General features: G+C 66.9%; 21 protein-coding genes and 1 riboswitch. Of the genes, 5 read left to right on the forward strand and 16 right to left on the reverse strand.

Features of this window, described 5'->3' with window-relative positions:
- Positions 1 to 127: 127 nt before the first annotated feature.
- The 8 genes from AU198_RS24620 to AU198_RS24655 form a co-directional block, all read right to left on the reverse strand.
- On the reverse strand, positions 128 to 580 hold the full coding sequence (locus tag AU198_RS24620; RefSeq protein ID WP_156431744.1) for a septum formation family protein: 453 nt from the start codon (positions 578 to 580) through the stop codon (positions 128 to 130).
- The gene (locus AU198_RS24625) at positions 567 to 1,193 is read right to left on the reverse strand and encodes an alpha/beta hydrolase family protein (RefSeq protein ID WP_064351221.1); all 627 of its coding nucleotides are present in this window, start codon (positions 1,191 to 1,193) and stop codon (positions 567 to 569) included. The genes AU198_RS24620 and AU198_RS24625 overlap by 14 nt, the downstream gene beginning before the upstream one ends.
- A complete protein-coding gene (gene thiD, locus AU198_RS24630; protein WP_064351222.1) occupies positions 1,190 to 2,026 on the reverse strand; it encodes a bifunctional hydroxymethylpyrimidine kinase/phosphomethylpyrimidine kinase in 837 nt (278 codons plus the stop codon). The genes AU198_RS24625 and thiD overlap by 4 nt, the downstream gene beginning before the upstream one ends.
- Positions 2,023 to 3,666 carry a phosphomethylpyrimidine synthase ThiC gene (thiC, locus tag AU198_RS24635; RefSeq protein WP_064351223.1) on the reverse strand — a complete coding sequence of 548 codons (1,644 nt, stop codon included), beginning with the start codon at positions 3,664 to 3,666 and terminating at the stop codon, positions 2,023 to 2,025. Before thiC ends, thiD begins: the two co-directional genes overlap by 4 nt.
- Positions 3,660 to 3,768: riboswitch (TPP riboswitch) on the reverse strand. (Overlaps the previous gene by 7 nt.)
- A 52-nt stretch (positions 3,769 to 3,820) precedes the next feature.
- Complete coding sequence (locus AU198_RS24640) at positions 3,821 to 5,404, reverse strand: HNH endonuclease signature motif containing protein (protein ID WP_064351224.1); 1,584 nt, start codon at positions 5,402 to 5,404, stop codon at positions 3,821 to 3,823.
- Positions 5,405 to 5,441: 37 nt separating this feature from the next.
- The gene (locus tag AU198_RS24645; RefSeq protein ID WP_064351225.1) at positions 5,442 to 6,257 is read right to left on the reverse strand and encodes an exodeoxyribonuclease III; all 816 of its coding nucleotides are present in this window, start codon (positions 6,255 to 6,257) and stop codon (positions 5,442 to 5,444) included.
- Between the two features lie 3 nt (positions 6,258 to 6,260).
- Positions 6,261 to 7,151 carry an N-acetylglutamate synthase, CG3035 family gene (locus tag AU198_RS24650; protein ID WP_064351226.1) on the reverse strand — a complete coding sequence of 297 codons (891 nt, stop codon included), beginning with the start codon at positions 7,149 to 7,151 and terminating at the stop codon, positions 6,261 to 6,263.
- Positions 7,151 to 7,744: a peptide deformylase gene (locus AU198_RS24655; protein ID WP_064351227.1), complete on the reverse strand. Its 594-nt coding sequence runs from the start codon at positions 7,742 to 7,744 to the stop codon at positions 7,151 to 7,153. The genes AU198_RS24650 and AU198_RS24655 overlap by 1 nt, the downstream gene beginning before the upstream one ends.
- A 137-nt stretch (positions 7,745 to 7,881) precedes the next feature.
- Between AU198_RS24655 and napA the strand changes: the two genes are divergently transcribed.
- From napA to AU198_RS24680, 5 genes are read left to right on the forward strand one after another with little or no spacing between them, the layout of a single operon-like run.
- Positions 7,882 to 8,190, forward strand: coding sequence for a nucleoid-associated protein NapA (napA, locus tag AU198_RS24660; protein ID WP_064351385.1), 309 nt, complete (start codon positions 7,882 to 7,884; stop codon positions 8,188 to 8,190).
- Between the two features lie 40 nt (positions 8,191 to 8,230).
- The gene (locus AU198_RS24665) at positions 8,231 to 8,689 is read left to right on the forward strand and encodes a LytR C-terminal domain-containing protein (RefSeq protein WP_064351228.1); all 459 of its coding nucleotides are present in this window, start codon (positions 8,231 to 8,233) and stop codon (positions 8,687 to 8,689) included.
- A 10-nt stretch (positions 8,690 to 8,699) separates the two neighbouring features.
- Complete coding sequence (gene sodC / locus AU198_RS24670; protein ID WP_064351386.1) at positions 8,700 to 9,425, forward strand: superoxide dismutase[Cu-Zn]; 726 nt, start codon at positions 8,700 to 8,702, stop codon at positions 9,423 to 9,425.
- Complete coding sequence (locus AU198_RS24675) at positions 9,406 to 10,539, forward strand: glutamate--cysteine ligase (RefSeq protein WP_064351229.1); 1,134 nt, start codon at positions 9,406 to 9,408, stop codon at positions 10,537 to 10,539. Before sodC ends, AU198_RS24675 begins: the two co-directional genes overlap by 20 nt.
- A 3-nt stretch (positions 10,540 to 10,542) precedes the next feature.
- The gene (locus tag AU198_RS24680; protein ID WP_064351230.1) at positions 10,543 to 11,178 is read left to right on the forward strand and encodes an LON peptidase substrate-binding domain-containing protein; all 636 of its coding nucleotides are present in this window, start codon (positions 10,543 to 10,545) and stop codon (positions 11,176 to 11,178) included.
- Between the two features lie 43 nt (positions 11,179 to 11,221).
- Here the strand turns inward: AU198_RS24680 and AU198_RS24685 are convergent, their stop codons facing one another.
- The 8 genes from AU198_RS24685 to AU198_RS24720 form a co-directional block, all read right to left on the reverse strand.
- The gene (locus tag AU198_RS24685) at positions 11,222 to 12,139 is read right to left on the reverse strand and encodes an SAM-dependent methyltransferase (RefSeq protein ID WP_064351231.1); all 918 of its coding nucleotides are present in this window, start codon (positions 12,137 to 12,139) and stop codon (positions 11,222 to 11,224) included.
- Positions 12,126 to 12,488: a monovalent cation/H(+) antiporter subunit G gene (mnhG, locus tag AU198_RS24690; protein WP_064351232.1), complete on the reverse strand. Its 363-nt coding sequence runs from the start codon at positions 12,486 to 12,488 to the stop codon at positions 12,126 to 12,128. Before mnhG ends, AU198_RS24685 begins: the two co-directional genes overlap by 14 nt.
- Positions 12,485 to 12,772: a monovalent cation/H+ antiporter complex subunit F gene (locus tag AU198_RS24695; RefSeq protein ID WP_064351233.1), complete on the reverse strand. Its 288-nt coding sequence runs from the start codon at positions 12,770 to 12,772 to the stop codon at positions 12,485 to 12,487. The genes mnhG and AU198_RS24695 overlap by 4 nt, the downstream gene beginning before the upstream one ends.
- A complete protein-coding gene (locus AU198_RS24700) occupies positions 12,769 to 13,299 on the reverse strand; it encodes a Na+/H+ antiporter subunit E (RefSeq protein ID WP_064351234.1) in 531 nt (176 codons plus the stop codon). Before AU198_RS24700 ends, AU198_RS24695 begins: the two co-directional genes overlap by 4 nt.
- A 25-nt stretch (positions 13,300 to 13,324) precedes the next feature.
- Positions 13,325 to 14,920: a Na+/H+ antiporter subunit D gene (locus AU198_RS24705; RefSeq protein ID WP_064351235.1), complete on the reverse strand. Its 1,596-nt coding sequence runs from the start codon at positions 14,918 to 14,920 to the stop codon at positions 13,325 to 13,327.
- Positions 14,921 to 14,960: 40 nt separating this feature from the next.
- Positions 14,961 to 15,431, reverse strand: a complete 471-nt coding sequence (locus AU198_RS24710; RefSeq protein WP_064351236.1) for a Na(+)/H(+) antiporter subunit C — start codon at positions 15,429 to 15,431, stop codon at positions 14,961 to 14,963.
- Complete coding sequence (locus AU198_RS24715; protein ID WP_064351387.1) at positions 15,428 to 18,316, reverse strand: Na+/H+ antiporter subunit A; 2,889 nt, start codon at positions 18,314 to 18,316, stop codon at positions 15,428 to 15,430. Before AU198_RS24715 ends, AU198_RS24710 begins: the two co-directional genes overlap by 4 nt.
- A 241-nt stretch (positions 18,317 to 18,557) precedes the next feature.
- Positions 18,558 to 18,998 carry a DUF1707 domain-containing protein gene (locus AU198_RS24720; protein WP_064351237.1) on the reverse strand — a complete coding sequence of 147 codons (441 nt, stop codon included), beginning with the start codon at positions 18,996 to 18,998 and terminating at the stop codon, positions 18,558 to 18,560.
- Between the last annotated feature and the right edge of the window lie 98 nt (positions 18,999 to 19,096).

Raw genomic sequence — 19,096 nt, forward strand, 5'->3', positions numbered from 1 at the left:
GGGGTGCCCGGCCCCGGGCGGCGGGTACTGATTCGGTGGCTGCCCGCCGTAGGACGGCGGTGGTCCGTACGGCGGGGGAGGACCCGGCGGCGTGCTCACGCGGCAACCGTATCGCGGCCACGGCCTTCTAGCTGCGTATCGATCCCCACCGCTCGTTCTTGGCCATCGCGACGCACACCACCGACCGCGCGCCCTCCGACCACGCTTGCGCACTCGGGTACCCGATCGCGAGCCGAAACGTCGGCCCCTCCGGAATATTCGGCGCGTAGTCGAAGAACTTTCCACCACACTGGTCGCCCATCCTTCTCAGGGCTTGCTCGCCGGGATACTCCTGAGCATCCGGCGCGCGCACGATCGCGAACACCTCCCCGTAGTGGGGTCCGTTGCAGTCGACTCGCTTGACTTCGTTGGGCAGAACGTCGGACTCACGCGTACGCACACAATCTCCGAGCTGCAGGAGGTCAACGCGCACCGTGGTCGTCATGCGTGGCTTGACGATGTAGAACCATCCGGTCAGCGCCAAGACGCCGATGCCGACCACGACAACCGCGACGATCACCCAGCGGCTAGGACGACGCACCCGTCAACCGTAATGCCGCTTCGACCGCCAGCGCAGGCACATCGAGGGTCTTGGAGGCCAGATCGTGTCGGGCGCCGGTGATCTCGACGACCTCAGCGGGTGCGCCGATCAGAGCCGCGGCCGACCGGAGTTCGTCGATCGAGCCGAACGGGTCAGCGGTGCCGTGTGTGAACACCGTCGGCACCGTGATGCGCGGAAGGTGTTCGGTGCGTGCGCGTTCCGGCTTACCGGGGGGATGCAGCGGGTACGAGAACAGTGTCAGCACAGCGATGTCGGCAGTCCCATCGGCGACCGCCATCGACGTCATCCGCCCGCCGTAGGAGTGCCCGCCCGCGATGACGGGGCCGTCGGCGAGTGCGCGGGCGACGGTGATGGCCTCCAGCACTCCGGCCTGGTCGGCCTTGGCGGATCCGGACGGTGGACCTTTGGGCCGGCGGCGCCGGTACGGCAGGTTGTATCGCACCGCAAGCCAACCGCGTGCGGCCCATTGGTCGCAGAGCCCTTTGAGGAGCGGGGCCTCCCTGCTGCCGCCGGCACCGTGGGTGAGTACGACGACACCGGCGGGCTCCCCGTCGGGTTGGTGCGCGACACCCGCTATCGGTTCGAGGTTCACTCGGTGAGCCTGAACAGCGCCGACACCGGGCCGTGACCGCGTCCTAACGGATAAGCGGCACGCAGGCATTCGGTGACCCAGCGTTTGCCGAACGCGACCGCCTCGGGTACCGAGTAGCCGTGTGCCAGCGCGCTGGTGATGGCCGCGGCCAACGTGTCACCGGCGCCGTGGTCGTGTCCGGTGTCGATCCGGGTGGCGTCGTATTCGTGAAACTCGGTGCCGTCGAACAGCAGATCGGGACTCTGCGCCGACGCCCGTAGGTGTCCCCCTTTGACCAGTGCCCACTGCGGTCCCAGTGCGTGCAGCGCGCGGGCCGCCTCACGCTGGGACTCGGGGTCGATGACGTCTATGTGCGTGAGCAGGCGCACCTCGTCGAGGTTCGGTGTCACCAGGGTCGCCAGTGGGAAGAGTTGTGTCCGAAGCGAATCCAGCGCACTGGGATGCAACAGCGGATCGCCGTGCATGGAGGCGCACACGGGGTCGACGACCAATGGCACGGAACCGGCCATACCCTGTGCGCGCCAGGTTTCGGCGATGGTGTCGATGATCTCCGATGATGCCAGCATTCCCGTCTTGGCCGCCTGCACCCCGATATCCGAGGCCACCGCTTCGATCTGCCCCGCAATGACATCGAGCGGAACCTCGTGAAAACCCTTGACCCCGACCGAGTTTTGTACCGTTACCGCGGTGACCGCCACCAGGCCATGCACCCCGAGCAGTGCGAACGTGCGCATGTCGGCCTGGATCCCGGCCCCTCCGCCGGAATCGGACCCGGCGATCGTCATCACCCGCACCGGGGTGGTGCCGGGGGGCGGCAGCGGTAGGTAGCTCATGCCAGCGGCAGGTACACACGATTGCCGTGTTCGGCGAACTCGCGTGACTTCTCGGCCATTCCCATCTCCATCGCGGCTTCGATCGCCTCCTCGCTGTCGAGTCCGTGCTTGGCAGCATAGTCACGGACGTCCTGCGTGATGCGCATGGAACAGAACTTCGGTCCGCACATCGAACAGAAGTGTGCGGTCTTCGCCGGTTCGGCGGGCAGCGTCGCATCGTGGAATTCGCGTGCGGTGTCGGGATCCAGTGACAGCGCGAACTGGTCGTTCCAGCGGAACTCGAATCGCGCGCGGGACAGTGCGTCGTCACGTTCCTGGGCGTGGGGGTGGCCCTTGGCGAGATCCGCGGCATGCGCGGCGATCTTGTAGGCGATGACGCCGTCTTTGACGTCTTTGCGGTCGGGCAGGCCCAGGTGCTCCTTGGGTGTCACGTAGCAGAGCATCGCGGTGCCCGCCTGTGCGATGATCGCCGCGCCGATGGCGCTGGTGATGTGGTCGTAGGCCGGTGCGATGTCGGTCGCCAGCGGGCCCAGGGTGTAGAAGGGCGCCTCTTCGCACCACTCCTCCTCAAGGCGGACGTTTTCCACGATCTTGTGCATCGGTACGTGGCCTGGTCCCTCGATCATCACCTGCACACCATGAGATTTCGCAATCTTCGTGAGCTCGCCGAGCGTACGCAGCTCGGCGAACTGGGCGGCGTCGTTGGCGTCGGCGATCGAGCCGGGCCGCAGGCCGTCGCCGAGTGAGAACGTCACGTCGTAGCGCTGCAGAATCTGGCACAGTTCGTCGAAGTGGGTGTACAGGAACGATTCCCGATGATGAGCCAGGCACCAGGCGGCCATGATGGAACCGCCGCGACTGACGATTCCGGTGACGCGCTTGGCCGTCAGCGGAACGTAACGCAGGAGCACGCCGGCGTGCACGGTCATGTAGTCCACACCCTGCTCGCATTGTTCGATCACGGTGTCGCGGTACAGTTCCCACGTCAGCGCGGCCGGGTCGCCGTTGACCTTCTCCAGCGCCTGGTAGATCGGTACGGTGCCGACCGGCACCGGAGAGTTGCGCAGTATCCACTCTCGAGTGGTGTGGATGTCGCGACCGGTGGACAGGTCCATGATCGTGTCGGCGCCCCACCGGGTGGCCCACACCATCTTGTCGACCTCCTCGGCGATGGAACTGGTGACCGCCGAATTCCCGATATTGGCATTGACTTTCACCGCGAACGCCTTGCCGATGATCATCGGCTCGGTCTCGGGGTGATGGTGATTCGCGGGTATGACGGCCCTGCCCGCCGCGACCTCGTCACGAACCAGCTCGACAGTAACCCCCTCGCGCGCGGCGATGAACGCCATCTCGGCGGTGATCTCACCGGCGCGGGCCCGCTGCAGCTGCGTCCCGCGGTCGCGAACGACGCCGGGCCGCGCCGGTAAGCCGGCGTGCAGATCGAGGGTCGCCGCCGGGTCGGTGTACGGACCGGAGGTGTCGTACAGGTCGAGGTGCTCGCCGTTGGTCAGGTGCACCCGGCGGAACGGTACCTTCGCGCCGGGCACCTCGTCGAGCTCGCGATAGACCTTCGTGCTGCCCTGGATCGGGCCGGTGGTCACGGACGGAGTGACAGAACTGTTTGCGACGTGCGTCATCTGAGCTATCTCCCTACGCCGGCATTACCCGGTCAGGTTCGTACGGTCGACGGGCCCACCCGTCCTCTCAGCGCGCTGGTGCACGCTCCCGTGTATGGACGCCAGTCACGCTAGCGCAGCCGCGGAGGAATCGGGAGGGGGCAACCGAGAATAGTCAGAATGGTGGATCGTCTGGATCCGACGGTGGTGGAGGTGGTGGCTCCCAGTCGGGTGGCAATTCTTCGGGTTCGAACAGGTCGTCGATCCAGCGGCACCACGGGCTCCTGCTCGGCTCTGTGCCCTTGAAGACAATCTTCAGGAAGCGGGAACGATTGCGCCATCGGCGGCCCTCGATCTCGCGGCGTCGCTCCCGAACCCTGCGTCGCTGTTCGGCGTTGACCGGCCGCTGGGCCACCAACTGGGCGCGTAGGCGCTTGACGCGGGCAGCCCTCTCCCGCTTGCGGTTTCGGCGGCGCGGCGGCGGCTCGTCGCAAGCCGGGCGCATCTGTGGAAAGAGGTCGAACCCGCCGGGCGAGGTTCGATACGTTCTACCGGTCGGTGACGTCCAGACGATGGTCCCGTCGGACAGCTGTTCATCACGCCAACCATCGGAACCGCCTAGAAACGTTTTCAAGAGGTGATGTTGCCGGCAATAGGCGGCCAGATCCGACGGGACGGTCAACCCGCCCGCGGCCGGGTCGGCGTGGTTGAACGGAGTCGTATGGTCGAGATCGCAGATGGCAGCACGCCGGTCGCATCCTGGAAACCGGCACGTCAGGTCGCGAAACCGGACCCAACGATTCACCGTCGCCGTCGGTTGGTGGCGCCGCGCCTGCTCCGCCGTGACAGTCGGTTGTTCGAGCGGGTGCACAGTTGCGTTCTGTGCGAGATCCCGGACGAGTTCGGCGTCGATGACGCCGAATCCCTCCAGATAGCCGGGTTGTTCGCTCTCACCCGTGACCGTCTCCTCGCTGGCGATCACGTTGACCACCGTGTGGACCTGGCCGTCTGCTTCGGTCGAAGGCCGGGCCGGACAATCCGGCCGGCCGCAGTCGCAGCTCAGACTCCGGCCCTCGGTGAGGGCGTCCAATGCGTCGGCGCGCCGCTGAGAAACCGTCCGGGAGTCTTTCGCGCACACCGACATCGCGAGCTCGGAGAGGCGTTTGTCGAAGGCCGCACCCGCCCTCGCGGGGATGCGAGCTCGCACCTGGGCCGTGCCGTCGGGTCGCGCAGTGACGGTGAAATAGCGATCACGTTCTGACGATTCCCTTCTTTGCTTGACACCATCCGGGTCGACCCTCCGGACGGTCTCGTCGACCATGTTCTTGACGTTCTGCCGGTTCCAGCTCTGCCAATGCGCGAGTTTTTCAGTCACCGATGCGTCGACCTGGTCGATCAGATCGTCTCCGACGAGTTCAGTGCGTGTGATGACCAACTGTGCTGTGCCCCAGTCGACATCGCCCTTCTCGAGCAGGGCGGCGAGTCTGGGCAGCCGCGTGTCGAGCGCCTCAGCCTGAGCCACGAGGCGACTGGCGAGGGATGGTGCCATGTTCATCGCGGCACCAACTTCGGCAGATGTCCGTGCGAAGCCGGTGATCATCGACCAACCGGGATCGGGATCGATCCCTTCCGCCTCGACAGTGCGGCATGCCAGCAGCGCGGCGATGGCTTCCATACGGTGAGCCATCAGCGCCGACTCCGCACGCAGGCTCGACCCGAGCGTGGCGATCACCTCGTCGGGGCCGGCTGTCTCGAACATGTGTTCGACTATGCCAGAGACCCCCGACAAGTTGCGGTCACGCCAGTTCGATCAGCACCGGAGCGTGGTCGCTGGGCGCGCCGATGCGGTCCTTCCCGCTCTTGCGTTCATCACGGACGATCTCGGCGTGCGTGACGCGTTCGGCCAGCGCGGGTGAACCGAGAATGAAGTCGATCCGCATGCCGCGGTTCTTCGGGAACCGCAGCTGCGTGTAGTCCCAGTAGGTGTATACCCCCGGTCCGGGAGTGAACGGTCGCGCCACGTCGGTGAAGCCCGCTTCCAGCACCGCGTTGAACGCCTCGCGTTCGGGTGCGGTGACGTGGGTGCTGCCCTGGTAGAACTCGACGCTCCAGACGTCCTCGTCGGTCGGTGCGATGTTCCAGTCGCCGACGAGCGCGATCTGCGCGGCCGGATCGTCGGACAACCATTTGTGTGCTGTATCGCGAAGCGCATCAAGCCATTTCAGCTTGTACGCGTAGTGCGGTGAGCCGACGAACCGGCCGTTGGGCACGTACAGGCTCCACACCCGGACACCGTTGCAGGTGGCGCCGAGCGCGCGTGCTTCCGCCGCCGCCTCCACTTCGGGCTTGTCACTCCAGGTCGGTTGGTCGTCGAACCCCACCTGCACGTCGTCGATGCCGACTCGGGACGCGATCGCCACGCCGTTCCACTGGTTGAAGCCGCAGTGGACCACCTCGTACCCGGCGGCGAGAAACGGCATGACCGGGAACTGCTCGTCGTTGCATTTGGTCTCCTGCATCGCCAGCACGTCGACGTCGGCCCGCTCGAGCCAATCGGTGACCCGTTCGACCCGCGCCCGAATCGAGTTGACGTTCCAGGTGGCGATCCGCATGGCCTACAGGCTACGAGCGTCGACGTAGCGGCTGTGGTGCTGCGTCGAGAAACCCATCGACCTATAGAGACCGAGGGCCACCTCGTTGTCGACAAGCACCTGCGCGTAGCCGCGGGTTGCTCCCCGCTGGGTCCCCCAGTGCAACAGCGTCGAACACAGTGCGCGCGCCAGACCCCGGCCGCGGGCCCGCTCGTCGACCCGTACGGCCGACAACCCGACCCATCGTCCGCCATCCGGCGCCGTGGTCACCGCGGCCCTGCCGACCGCGGCGCCTGCGATGGTCGCGAATGCGACCTCACCGCCGACGACCGCAGTCAGCACCTCGACAGGCACGTTGCGCTGGTATAGACGCAGCCATTCGGCGTCGGGCGCGGGAGTCAGCGCCACCGACTGATCCGCGGTCACCTCGCGCAGTTCACTTGTCAGCACCGCGGTTTCGAGGTGTCCCGGCAGGTCGGCGAGGCGGAACAGCCGGTCGGGCACAGAAAGCCACGGCGGGAGGTTTCGTTGGGTGTAGAAGTCGATGATCGTGGGAAGCGCGGAGGCATCGGCGTCGAAACCCAGCGGCACAGCGGAATTGGCGCGATGCGTGTGCCCGTGCGCGGCGCGCAACAGCCAGCCGTCGACCCACGTCTGCTCGATGCCCGGCCACCCGAGTGCGGCTGCGTGTTCGACTTTACGAATATCGGCGGTGCGCAACGGCTTTGGCGGAAGCGCCTTGAGGACGACGACGTCGCGGGCGTCGACGTCGACGATCTCACCGTGCTTGGTGCGCACCCGCAGTTTCGGCTGGTCGGTGAGCAGGTGACCGATCACGTCGGTGAACGGGGGTTGGGAGCCGGCGGGTAGGCGGTAGCGGATGATCACCCGCGTCCCCGTCGGAGGCACCTGCATCAGTGACCGAACGGATCGGGATCCTTGCCGGGCATCCACGACAGTCCCGGCACCCCCCAGCCGTGCGACTTCACCGCGCGCTTGGCGCTGCGTGCATGCCTGCCGACCAACCGGTCCAGGTAGAGGAAACCGTCGAGATGGCCCGTCTCGTGCTGCAGCATCCGGGCGAACAGATCGGTGCCCTCGATGGTGATCGGGTTGCCTTCTGCGTCCAGACCCGTCACCCTCGCCCAGTCTGCCCGCCCCGTCGGGAACGACTCCCCGGGCACCGAAAGGCAACCCTCGTCGTCGTCGTCCGGATCGGGCATGGTCTCGGGAACCTCGGAGGTCTCCAACACCGGATTGACGACCACACCGCGACGGCGGGTGATACGACCGCGCACCTCGGCGCAGTCGTAGACGAACACCCGCTTGGCGACGCCGATCTGGTTCGCTGCCAAGCCAACCCCGTTCGCGGCGTCCATCGTGTCGAACAGGTCGGCGATCAGGTCCGCGAGATCGGCGGGCAGCGAACCGCCCTCGCCGACCGGCACCGGCTCGGTGGCTGTGTGCAGGACGGGATCTCCTACGATGCGGATCGGAACGACTGCCATGGTCGGAAATCTTAAGTCGGCAATCCTTGCCACCCGACTCGCGGGCATGTCGAACCGCTCATCAGCCCATCACGTGGTTGAATGAGCGCCGAACCACAGCGATGTCATTCAAGTTGTCGGAAGGGTCCAAGAGCCAGATGGACGGCGCGATCGCGCGGACTGAACAATCCGGAGACAACTCTGAACTCTCCGACGGGCTGACTCGGCGCGAGCACGACATTCTCGCGTTCGAGCGGCAGTGGTGGAAATACGCCGGCTCCAAGGAAGACGCCATCAAGGAGTTGTTCTCGATGTCGGCCACCCGCTATTACCAGGTGCTGAATGCGCTCGTCGACCGACCTGAGGCGCTCGCCGCCGATCCGATGCTGGTCAAACGGTTGCGGCGATTGAGGGCCAGCAGACAGAAGGCGCGGGCGGCACGCCGTCTCGGCTTCGACGTCACCTGAGTTTCCCGGGCCGGCCGGCCCGCTCGATAAGGTGGGCGCAATGAACCAGCGAGATTCGTCGGGGCTGCCCCTGCGCGCCATGGTGATGGTGCTGCTCTTCCTGGGCGTCGTTTTCCTGTTGGTGGCGTTCCAGGCGATGGGTTCGGACAGCGACGAGGACGACGCACCGCCGTTGGCGACCACCGCCACGACCACCACGCCTACGACGTCGGAGGCACCGAAACCCACCGACATCGAGGTCCGGGTCTTCAACATCTCCACTGTCGCCGGCGCGGCCGAGGGGACCGCCGGACGGTTGCGCGAGGCTGGCTTCAACGTCACCGATACCGACAACCTCGAACTGCCGGACGTGGCGGCCACCACCGTGTACTTTTCCGACGCGCCCGGCGAGCAGGAGGCCGCAGAGGAGGTGGGCCGGCTGCTCGAGGCGCCCGTCGAACCGCGACTGCCCGCACTCGCCGAACAACCGCCGGGCGTCATCGTGGTGGTCACCGGTTAGGCTCGTGTACATGTTCAAGACCGTCGCCGCCGCTGCCTTGTTCGCTGTTCCCGCACTCGCCTTGAGCGCCTGCACGGCGCCCGAAGAACCCAGCAATGCGCCGGGCACCCCGCCACCCGTGTGGACCGGATCTCCGTCTCCCTCGGCTCCGCCGGGTGAGGGCGCCGGCGGTCACGGCGGCGGGCAGGCAGAAGGACAGGGCGAAGAACAGGGCGCCGGGGAGACGCTCACCGCCGAACTGAAGCTCGCCGACGGCACGCCGGTGGCCACCGCCGACATCCAGTTCAGTGGCGGCTACGCCACGATCAGTGTCGAGACCACCACGCCCGGCAGGCTGACACCCGGCTTCCATGGCATGCACATCCATCAGGTCGGCAAGTGCGAGGCCAACTCGGTCGCACCCACCGGCGGCGCACCGGGCAATTTCAATTCGGCGGGCGGCCACTTCCAGGTGCCCGGCCACAGCGGTCACCCGGCGAGCGGCGACCTGACGTCGCTGCAGGTCCGTGAGGACGGTTCGGCCAAGGTGGTGACGACGACCGACGCGTTCACCGCCGAGGAGCTCACCGACGGCGCGGGCACCGCGATCATCATCCACGAGAAGGCGGACAACTTCGCCAACATTCCGCCGGAGCGCTACCAGCAGGTCAATGGTGACCCGCCGCCGGATGCGACCACATTGGCGACCGGTGACGCCGGATCGCGGGTGGCATGCGGTGTTATCCGTACCGGCTAACAGCCACATCGATTTCGTCGGCTCGCCGCGACCGACGGTCGGGGTCGAGTGGGAATTCGCGCTCGTCGACGCGACGACGCGGGACCTGAGCAACGAGGCCACCGCGGTCATCGAGGAGATCGGCAAGAACAACCCGCGCGTGCACAAGGAGCTACTGCGCAACACCGTCGAGATCGTCACGGGCATCTGCGATTCGGTCCCCGAGGCGATGAACGACTTGCGCTCGACGCTGGTGACGGCCCGCGAGATCGTCCGGGGCCGTGGCATGGAGTTGTTCTGCGCCGGCACCCACCCGTTCGCGAAGTGGTCACCAGGCAGCCTGACCGATGCTCCCCGCTACGCCGAATTGATCAAGCGCACCCAGTGGTGGGGCCGACAGATGCTGATCTGGGGCGTGCACGTGCACGTGGGCGTGCGCTCCGCACACAAGGTGATGGCGATCAACACCTCGCTGCTCAACCATTACCCGCACCTGTTGGCCCTGTCAGCCTCGTCCCCGTTCTGGGACGGTGAGGACACCGGCTATGCCTCCAACCGGGCGATGATGTTCCAACAGCTGCCGACGGCCGGGCTGCCGTTCCACTTCCAGACATGGTCGGAGTGGGAACGTTTCGTCTACGACCAGAAGAAGACCGGCATCATCGACCACATGAACGAAATCCGTTGGGACATCCGACCTTCGCCGCATATCGGAACTGTGGAGATCCGGATCTTCGACGGTGTCTCCAATCTGCGCGAATTGGGCGCACTGGTGGCGTTGACGCACTGCCTGGTCGTCGATCTCGATCGGCGGCTCGATGCCGGCGAGTCACTGCCGACCATGCCACCGTGGCATGTGCAGGAGAACAAGTGGCGCGCAGCGCGTTACGGCCTCGACGCCATCATCATCCAGGACGCGAACAGCAACGAGCGGTTGGTCACCGAGGACCTCGACGACTTGCTCAACCGTCTCGAACCGGTGGCGGCCTCACTGGACTGCGCCGACGAATTACGGCGCGTCGCCGACATCTACGGGGGCGGTGCGTCGTATCAACGACAACGCCGCGTCGCCGAGGAGCACGACGGTGACCTGCGCGCCGTCGTCGACGCTCTGGTCGCCGAACTGGAACTGTAGACGATGGCGGCCATCCCGATGTTCCCGCTGCAGGTGGCGATGCTGCCGGGCGAGGACCTTCCGCTGCGCATCTTCGAACCGCGCTACAGCGCACTGGTTTCGGACTGCCTGGCCACCGAGGACCCGGCGTTCGGCGTCGTGCTGATCACGGCGGGTAGGGAGGTGGGCGGTGGGGACGTACGCAGCGACGTCGGCGCGCTGGCACACATCGGCGAGGTCGCGGATTTCGGCGATGGTCGCTACCGCCTCAAATGCGCGGTGGGCGAACGCATCCGGGTCATCGAGTGGCAGCCCGACGACCCGTATCCACGCGCCGCGGTCGAACCGTGGCCCGATCAGCCGGGTGCGCCTGTCGAGGTGGACGCGATCCGCGATGTGGAGGACCGCATGATCGCGCTGTTCGAGCGCATCGCCGCCGCGCGCGGCGCCGAGGTCAACGGCCGCGAGTTCGTGGCGGGCGCGGACGCGTCCGGCGATGCCGGTAAGTGGTTGTACGCGTTGACCTCCCGCCTGCCCATGGGGCAGGCCGACCGCTACGCGGTGCTGGCCGCGCCGACGGCCGCCGAGCGGCTGGCGGCGCTGAGTGACGCCGTCGAGACCGTGACGGCGATGGTCGAGTTCCAGTTGTCGGGGGAGTAGCCAGACTCGTGTGCGACGACCCGGGCCGGGTTCGGCGCCCGGTTCAGCAAGCCCGTTGTCCCTCGACGAACAATGTGCGCGGCGTGGTGTCGTCGGGCTCGCCCGCGGCGCACCGGCCGTAGCGGTCCATCAGGTCGGCGGCACCGATCGAGGTCACGTCCCAGCCGTGGTCGGTGAGCCACGCGGTCACCTCGGTGCGTTCCTCGGTGTACCAGAGGTCCTGCACATCGAATGCGTCGCCTCCGGCCCCGTTCGGGTCCTCCTCACCGGCCTGTCTGCGGTACTCGGCCAACCGTTGGCGCCGACTCTCCAGGTATCCCGGTTCGAAGAAGCCCGCGTCGAACGACTCGACGCCGACGCGACTGCCTCGCGCGCTGAGCCGGTGGATCCGTTCGAACAGCAGGTCCTGCCCGCTGGCGGGCAGATACGGCAGCAGGCCCTCGGCGGCCCACGCGGTCGGTTCGCTTGCGTCGAATCCGGCGTCGCGCAGGGCCCCCGGCCAATCCTCCCGCAGGTCGATCGGCACCGGAACGTATCTGGCGGTCGGTTGAACTTCGTGCCGGCGCATCGTGTCGACCTTGAATGCCAGCACCCGGGGTTGGTCGATCTCGTAGACGACGGTGCCGCCGATCCACGGCAACCGCCAGGCCCGCGCATCGAGCCCGGCCGCGAGAATCACCACCTGGTCGATGCCGTTGGCGCCGGCAGCGATGAAGAACTCGTCGAACCATTTCGTGCGCGACGCCGCATAGCCGCCGATGGAGCGGATGCGTTCGGCCATCTGGGCAGGGGGCGGCTGCCAACCCTGTTCGACCGCCGCGTCGACGAACATCTGGGCGTACGGGTCCGTGAAGAGCGGGCACTCGGTGTTCTGCTCCAGCGCACGAGACCAGGCCACCCCCAGCGCGGTCGCGCCCACACTCTCGGTGATGCCCCAGCTGTCGCCGTCAGTCCTGGCCATCGGCACCGCTTTCTGCGTGGTCGGCGAACTCGTCGATCTCGTCCGCGGTCAACAGATCGTCTCGGACGTTCTGTTCCCGATACGCGAGCTGACCAACCCGGTTCGCCACCACCGGCGCGGTGATGAGGGTGAACAAGCCAGTGAGTACGAGCATTCCGATATCGGCGTTGCCGCGCAGCCGTACCCCGGCGCCGATGATCACCAGCAGGAGCCCGAGCACCTGCGGCTTGGACGCCGCGTGCATCCGCGTCAACGTGTCGGGGAAGCGGACCACGCCGATTGCGGCGGTCAGTGCGAGCGACGAGCCGCCCAGGACCAGCACGCTCGTGAGGATGTCGAGACCGGTCATCGTCGCCCCCGGGTGATGCGGGGCTTGTCGACGTCGGGGACGCGGAATCGGGCGACGCTCACCGTGCCGACGAAGCTGATCAACGCCAGGGCTGCCATCCCGTAGGTGACGGTGCTGTCCAGGCTGTAGGCGGCCCATATACCGATGCCGCACATGGCCACCGCGATGAGCGTGTCGACGGCGACCAACCGGTCGAGCGTGCTCGGCCCGGCCAGGAGTCGGAACATCGTGATGGCCGCGGCGGTGGTGATCATCACCGCGGCGATGACCCAGACGGTATTCACAGTTCGACCTCCTCGTGCGCGGGGCGCCAGTCCTCGGGACGCTCGAATGTCCGGACCAACAGCCGCTCGATTACGGCCACCTGGTGGTAGAACGCGCTCAGCGCGCGGTCGGATCCGACGTCGATGACATGCATGTAGAGCAGCCGGCGGGTCTGGTCGATCTCGAGCACGATCGATCCCGGAATCAGGTTGAAGATGACGACCGCCAGCGACAGCACGAGGTCGGACTTCACCGAAAGTTGCGCGCGCAGCACCGCTGACAGCGGGGGCCGGGGTTTCAACGACAGCAGCGCGACCTGTATTGACGACAGCACCAAACGGTAGGCGACCGTGAGGATGAGCCGGATCAGTGACAGCGGGTGCACCTTGCCCTCGACCGGCACGGCGGGCAGCGGCAGGAGCCAGGTGATCAACGTCGCGACGGCCAGTCCCGACAGCACGTTGGCCGCTGAGAACGTGCCCCACAACAGGATCCAGACGAGTACGAGCCAGCACAGGATCCAGGTGCGAAGCACGACACTTCGCATCGGTGCGGTTTTCGATGCCCTCATTTCACCGCGGCCCCACTACCGCAGTGATGTACTCGCTGCGGTTCAGCACCTCGTTGGAAGCCCTTTCGCTGTAGGCGAATATCGGCCCGGCGAGCACCGTCAGTGCGAGCCCGGCGGCGATCAGCGCGCCGGTGGGCCCGACCATCCCCGCCGGCATGCGCCCGACGTGGTCGCGGTCGACGAACTGGATGTCCTCGGGTTCGTCGAGCAACGCCGACGGCACCGCCGCGGACAGATGGCCTTCGGGCGCGTCCTCGCGCGACCGCCAGAACGCCTTCGTCCACACCCGGACCACCACGTACAGCGTCAACAGGCTGGTCACCACCCCGCCGGCCACCAACGTCCAGGCCAACACCGAACCGTCCTGCGCCCCGGCCTCGAGCAGCGCCACCTTCCCGATGAAACCGGAGAACGGCGGTATGCCACCGAGATTGAGCGCGGGGACGACGAACACGAACGCCAGCAGCGGACTGGCGGCCGCCAAACCACCGAGTCGGTCCATCGTCGACGCCCCGGCCTGCCGTTCGATCAGCCCGACGACCAGGAACAGGGTGGTCTGTACCAGAATGTGGTGTGCGACATAGTAAATGGCACCGGACATGCCGAGCTGGTTGGACAACGCGATGCCGAAGATCATGTAGCCGATGTGGCTCACCAGCGTGAACGACAGCAGTCGTTTGATGTCGCTCTGCGCGATCGCACCGAGGATGCCGACCAGCATGGTCAACAGGGCAGCCACCAGCAGTACCGGGTCGAGCCCACCGCCGGGGAACAGCAGCGAGTGCGCCCGGATGATCGAATAGACACCCACCTTCGTGAGCAGGCCGGCGAACACCGCGGTGACCGGTGCGGGCGCTGTCGGGTAGGAGTCGGGCAGCCAGGCCGACAGCGGGAACACCGCGGCCTTGATGCCGAACGCCACCAGCAGCACGGCGAACATCGCCGAACGGATTCCGCCCGATACATCGTCGAGGCGCACGGAGAGCTCCGCCAAGTTCAGCGTCCCGGTGGCGCCGTAGACGAGGGCGAGACCGAACAGGAAGATCAGCGACCCGACCATCGAGACCATCACGTAGGAGATGCCCGCGCGGACACGGTCTTTGCTGGCTCCGACCGTCAACAGCACGAAGCTCGCGGCGAGCAGCACCTCGAAGCCGACGAAGAGGTTGAACAGGTCACCGGCGAGGAACGCCATGCAGACCCCGGCCGACAACACCAGGTAGGTGGGCATGAAGATCGACACCGGTTGACGTTCGTCACCGTCGCGCACACCCTGACCGATGGCGTAGTACACGACGGCCAGCAACACGATCGCCGACACGACGAGCATCAGCGCCGACAACCGGTCCACCACAAGAGTGATGCCCAGCGGGCCCATACCGGGCACCGACTGCCCCCAGCCGCCGACGTTGAGCACGAGTGTGCCGTCCCTGTCGGCGAGGTAGAGCAGCGCGCCGCACACCGCGACGACGACAGACAGCACGGCGAGGGTGAGGAGTCGCTGCAGTCGTGGCCGCCTGCCCGCGATCAGCGTGGCCGCCGCGCCCAGCGTCGGCAGCAAAACGGGCAGGGGAATCAAGGTGGCCGCCAACGTCATGCGCGGTCCGCCTTCACTACGAGCCTCCGGATCACCCGGATCACCTCGACCCCTCATAACCGGGCAGGGCGTCCAACTCATCGGGCGCATCGGTGTCGCGCGCGGCTTCGGGTTGGGGGCGGTCCTCTTCGACGGCGCCGATCTCCTTGGCGGCCAACTCGGAGACCTTGGCGTCTTCGGGGTCGTCGCCCACTTCCTCCGCGGTGGTCAGCCGGTAGGTCCGGTATGCCATCGCCAGCACGAACGCCGCGACACCCATCGTGATGACGATCGCCGTCAGGATCATCCCCTGCGCCAACGGATCCGCTGTGGTGGTGTGAGGTTCGCTGTCTCGCCCCCAGATCGGAGGCTTACCGGCTGGGCCGCCGGCGATGAGGATAAGCAGGTTGATCGCGTTGCTGATGAGTAACAACCCCAACAACATTCGGGTCAGGTTGCGCTCGAGCAGCAGGTAGACGCCAGCGCTGGTGAGCCCGCCGAGCAGGACGAGGGGCACGAACGAGGTTGTCATCGCGAACTCACCGCCGGTTTCTGCTCCTGGCCCAGTTCCACGTCGATGCGGGCCCCGAGGCTGCGCAACACGTCGAGCACCAGGCCCACGACGATGAGGTACACCCCGAGGTCGAAGAACAACGCGGTGACGAACTTGACGGTGCCCAACACCGGCACGTCGACCTCGATCAGCGCCGACGACAGCGCGGGCGCCCCCACCAGAAGGGAGCCGAATGCGGTACCGGCGGCCAGGGTCAGTCCGGCGCCCAGGATCTTGCCCGCGTCGAGCGGCAGCGTCTCGCCCAGTTCGTAGCGACCGCCGGCGAGGTAGCGCAGCACCAGCGCGAGCCCGGCGGTCAATCCACCGGCGAACCCGCCGCCGGGGGTGTTGTGTCCCGCGAAGAAGAAGTACGCCGACAACACCATGATCAGCGGGAAGATGATCCGGGTGGCGACCTCCAGGATCAATGACCGGTGCCGCGGGTCACGCAGCTCGCTGCCCCGCAGCCAGGTGATGTCGCCGGCCGCCGGGCTGGTGCTCACCATCGCAGGTAGCGAGCCGATGTCGGGCTGGCCCGCATCGGAGACCCGCGGCGGTGCCCCGAACCTCCTGTGCCGGAACACCATTGACGCAACACCGGTCGCCGCGACCACGAGCACCATGACCTCACCCATCGTGTCCCATGCGCGGATGTCGACCAGCAGGACATTGACGGCGTTGGCGCCGTGGCCGCGGTAGTACGCCGCCTCGGGGATCAGCTCGGCGATCGGCACTCCGGTGCGCGCGGCCATCGCGTACACCGCCAACGTGGTCACGGTCGCGCCGACCGCCAGTGCCAGCGCCGCCCGCGGCCACCGGTATCGGCGGATGTGTACTCGATCGGCTTCGGCAGGCAGCGTGCGCAGCACCAGCACGAACACCACGAGGGTCAATGTCTCGACCAGGAATTGGGTCAGGGCCAGATCCGGTGCGCCGTGCAGCGCGAAGATCACTCCGCACCCGTATCCCGTCACACCGACCAGCAGCACTGCCGCCAGACGGTTGCGCATCACCAGAGAGCCGAGCGCGGCCGCCAGGATGATCAGACCGATCACCACCTGCAGCGGTGAACCCCACAGCCGGAACTCCGGGCGGTCGCGCGCACCTACCGCGAGCGCGATCGTCGGCACCAGCACGAGCGTCGTCAGGATCGCCGATTGGGTGGCCGGGATCGAACCACGTTGGGTGACAGCGGTGAGTTCCACCGCCCACAGGTCGAGCCGGCGGATCACGGCGTCGTACACGTGGTCGGCATTGCCCAGTGGTTCACGCATCGTGCGCAACCGGCGCAACCGCTCACGGCCCACGAAGGCGGCCACACCGGTGGCGATCACCAGCATCGACAACAGCAGTGGCAAGTTCACGCCGTGCCACAGCGCGAGGTGGTACTCGTTGTTGCCGCCGGGCACCGTATCGGCGTAATCCTCCAGCACATCGCCGATTCCGACGGGCCAGATCCCGAAGGCCAGGCCCGCTGCCGCGAGGATGCCCGGCGCGATCATGAACGTGCGCTCGGGGCGGTGCATCTCGGCGACGCGGGTGCTTGGTTCGGGCTGCCCCTTGCGGCCGAACGCACCGAACAGGAAACGCAGGCTGTAGATGGTGGTGAACACCGAGCCGATCACGATGCCGGCCAGCACCAGCGGGGCGAAGGCTCCGAGGGTGGGGGTGTACAGCACGGTTGCCAAATCGGCTTCCTTGGCGACGAAGCCGAAGAACGGTGGCAGCGCCGCCATGCTGGCCGACGCGGCGATGGCGATGATCAACAGCGGTCGCGACTTGTCGCCGAGCCAGGCCAGTCTGCGGATGTCGCGGGTTCCGGTGGCGTGGTCGATGATGCCGACGACCATGAACAGCGCCGCCTTGAACATCGCGTGTGCCACCAGCATCGCGAGCCCGCCGAGCATCATGTCGCTGCCGCCGGTGCCGACCATGATGGTGATCAGCCCCAGCTGGCTGACCGTGCCGAAGGCCAGGATCAACTTCAGGTCGTACTCGCGTACCGCGCGCCAACCGGCCAGCAACATGGTCAGCAGCCCGAGTGAGACCACCATGGGCCGCCACATCGGGGAGTCGGCGAAACTGGGGCTCATGCGCGCGATCAGGTAGACGCCGGCCTTGACCATCGCGGCGGCGTGCAGGTATGCGCTGACCGGGGTCGGTGCGGCCATCGCGCCCGGTAGCCAGAAGTGCAGTGGAACGATCGCCGACTTCGACAGGGCGCCGACGAGAATGAGCACCAGCCCGACCGACGCCGCCACCCCCGTCGGCGGGGATTCGAGGAGCTCGGAGAGCAGGTAGGTGCCCGCCATGTTGCCGAGCACGATGATGCCGACCAGCATCGCCAGGCCACCGAACGTCGTGACCAACAACGCCTGGGTCGCCGCCCGCCTGCTGGTGAGGCGTTCGGCGTAGTGGCCGACCAGAAGAAACGACAGCACCGAGGTGATTTCCCAGAACACATAGAGCATCAGCAGGTTGTCGCTGGTGACGAGTCCGAACATCGCGCCGGAGAACGCGACCAGTTCGGCCGCGAAACTCGGCAACCGGTTCTCGATGCGGCCGTCGTGGTGCTGGAAGTAGTCAGCGCAGTAGAAGAGGACCAGCGCGCCGATGCCGAGCACCAGCACGCTCATGATCGCGGCGAGCGTGTCGAAGCGCAGCGTGATGTTCATCGACAGCTCGGGCACCCACGGCACGTCGACGGTGCTCGACTGCCCGGCCGACGGCCAGTTCTGAGCCACCCACACCAGCGACAGAAGCGGCACCAGCGCCAAGGGATAGAAGGCGTTGCGCCCCCACTTGTGGACAAGCAGGGGCGCCAGCGCGGTGGCGACCGCGTGGGCGAGCAGGACGGCGAGCAGGGCACTCCGATCGGTTGGGTTGGTCAGCACGCGGCCGCCAACCGGAGAACTGATGGTCGGGGTGTCAGCCGAGTAAGGCTTCGGTGGTTTGCATTCTACGTGGGCCGATCGGCGCTACTATGCCCCGTCGTTGACGCCACCGACCTCCCGGTGGTCGGCGCCGACCCGACCGCAAAGAGCTCAGGAGTGCCGCAGACGCGCATATGCCCAGGCCAACACGGTGCTGGGCGGCGTCGACCCGCTAAACGATCCGCGCAGGACTGATCGAGCCGTGAGCCAGCGCCGGAACGGCATGGCAGACCACGCCGATACCCCAGCCCAGGATCGGCCAGACCGGCCAGAAGTACCACGAGCCCGCGGTCAGTCCAACCACCAACCAGATCCCGAGCATCAGCAGCGAACCGGCGACGTAGGCCGCGGTGTGGAACTGAACGCTGCGGCGAGCAGCCCGGCGAAGCGCCTCGCGGCGGCGGGGATCATTGCGACGCAAGTGTGCCGACGGTAGATCTGCGGTGAGAGCGTGCAGGTCCGCCCGGGTGGCGGCGGCGAACGCCGTCTGCAGCCGGGTCTCGTACTCCGTCATGTCGAGGTAATTCTGCGCCAGGGCCAGGCCGAGCAGACGTGCGGTCCTCTCGCGGTCGGGGTCTCCCGCGCGGACGACGGGCGCGATGGGTGCGGTCACGACGACCTCCTCGATCTTGACACTGACAAGTTCTGGGTACGACTATGCCGCTCAGAACTAGCCACTGTCAAGATATGCCGCCCGTCGTTTTGGCGCGA

The sequence above is a fragment of the Mycobacterium sp. GA-1199 genome (assembly GCF_001500045.1).
GTDB lineage: Bacteria > Actinomycetota > Actinomycetes > Mycobacteriales > Mycobacteriaceae > Mycobacterium.

Coding starts and splice junctions, on each gene's coding strand:
- thiD (WP_064351222.1), bottom strand. CDS start 2,026: ATGAGCTACCTACCGCTGCCGCCCCCCGGCACCACCCCGGTGCGGGTG.
- thiC (WP_064351223.1), bottom strand. CDS start 3,666: ATGACGCACGTCGCAAACAGTTCTGTCACTCCGTCCGTGACCACCGGC.
- AU198_RS24640 (WP_064351224.1), bottom strand. CDS start 5,404: ATGTTCGAGACAGCCGGCCCCGACGAGGTGATCGCCACGCTCGGGTCG.
- AU198_RS24645 (WP_064351225.1), bottom strand. CDS start 6,257: ATGCGGATCGCCACCTGGAACGTCAACTCGATTCGGGCGCGGGTCGAA.
- AU198_RS24650 (WP_064351226.1), bottom strand. CDS start 7,151: ATGCAGGTGCCTCCGACGGGGACGCGGGTGATCATCCGCTACCGCCTA.
- AU198_RS24655 (WP_064351227.1), bottom strand. CDS start 7,744: ATGGCAGTCGTTCCGATCCGCATCGTAGGAGATCCCGTCCTGCACACA.
- napA (WP_064351385.1), top strand. CDS start 7,882: ATGGACGGCGCGATCGCGCGGACTGAACAATCCGGAGACAACTCTGAA.
- AU198_RS24665 (WP_064351228.1), top strand. CDS start 8,231: ATGAACCAGCGAGATTCGTCGGGGCTGCCCCTGCGCGCCATGGTGATG.
- sodC (WP_064351386.1), top strand. CDS start 8,700: ATGTTCAAGACCGTCGCCGCCGCTGCCTTGTTCGCTGTTCCCGCACTC.
- AU198_RS24680 (WP_064351230.1), top strand. CDS start 10,543: ATGGCGGCCATCCCGATGTTCCCGCTGCAGGTGGCGATGCTGCCGGGC.
- AU198_RS24685 (WP_064351231.1), bottom strand. CDS start 12,139: ATGGCCAGGACTGACGGCGACAGCTGGGGCATCACCGAGAGTGTGGGC.
- mnhG (WP_064351232.1), bottom strand. CDS start 12,488: ATGACCGGTCTCGACATCCTCACGAGCGTGCTGGTCCTGGGCGGCTCG.
- AU198_RS24700 (WP_064351234.1), bottom strand. CDS start 13,299: ATGCGAAGTGTCGTGCTTCGCACCTGGATCCTGTGCTGGCTCGTACTC.
- AU198_RS24705 (WP_064351235.1), bottom strand. CDS start 14,920: ATGACGTTGGCGGCCACCTTGATTCCCCTGCCCGTTTTGCTGCCGACG.
- AU198_RS24710 (WP_064351236.1), bottom strand. CDS start 15,431: ATGACAACCTCGTTCGTGCCCCTCGTCCTGCTCGGCGGGCTCACCAGC.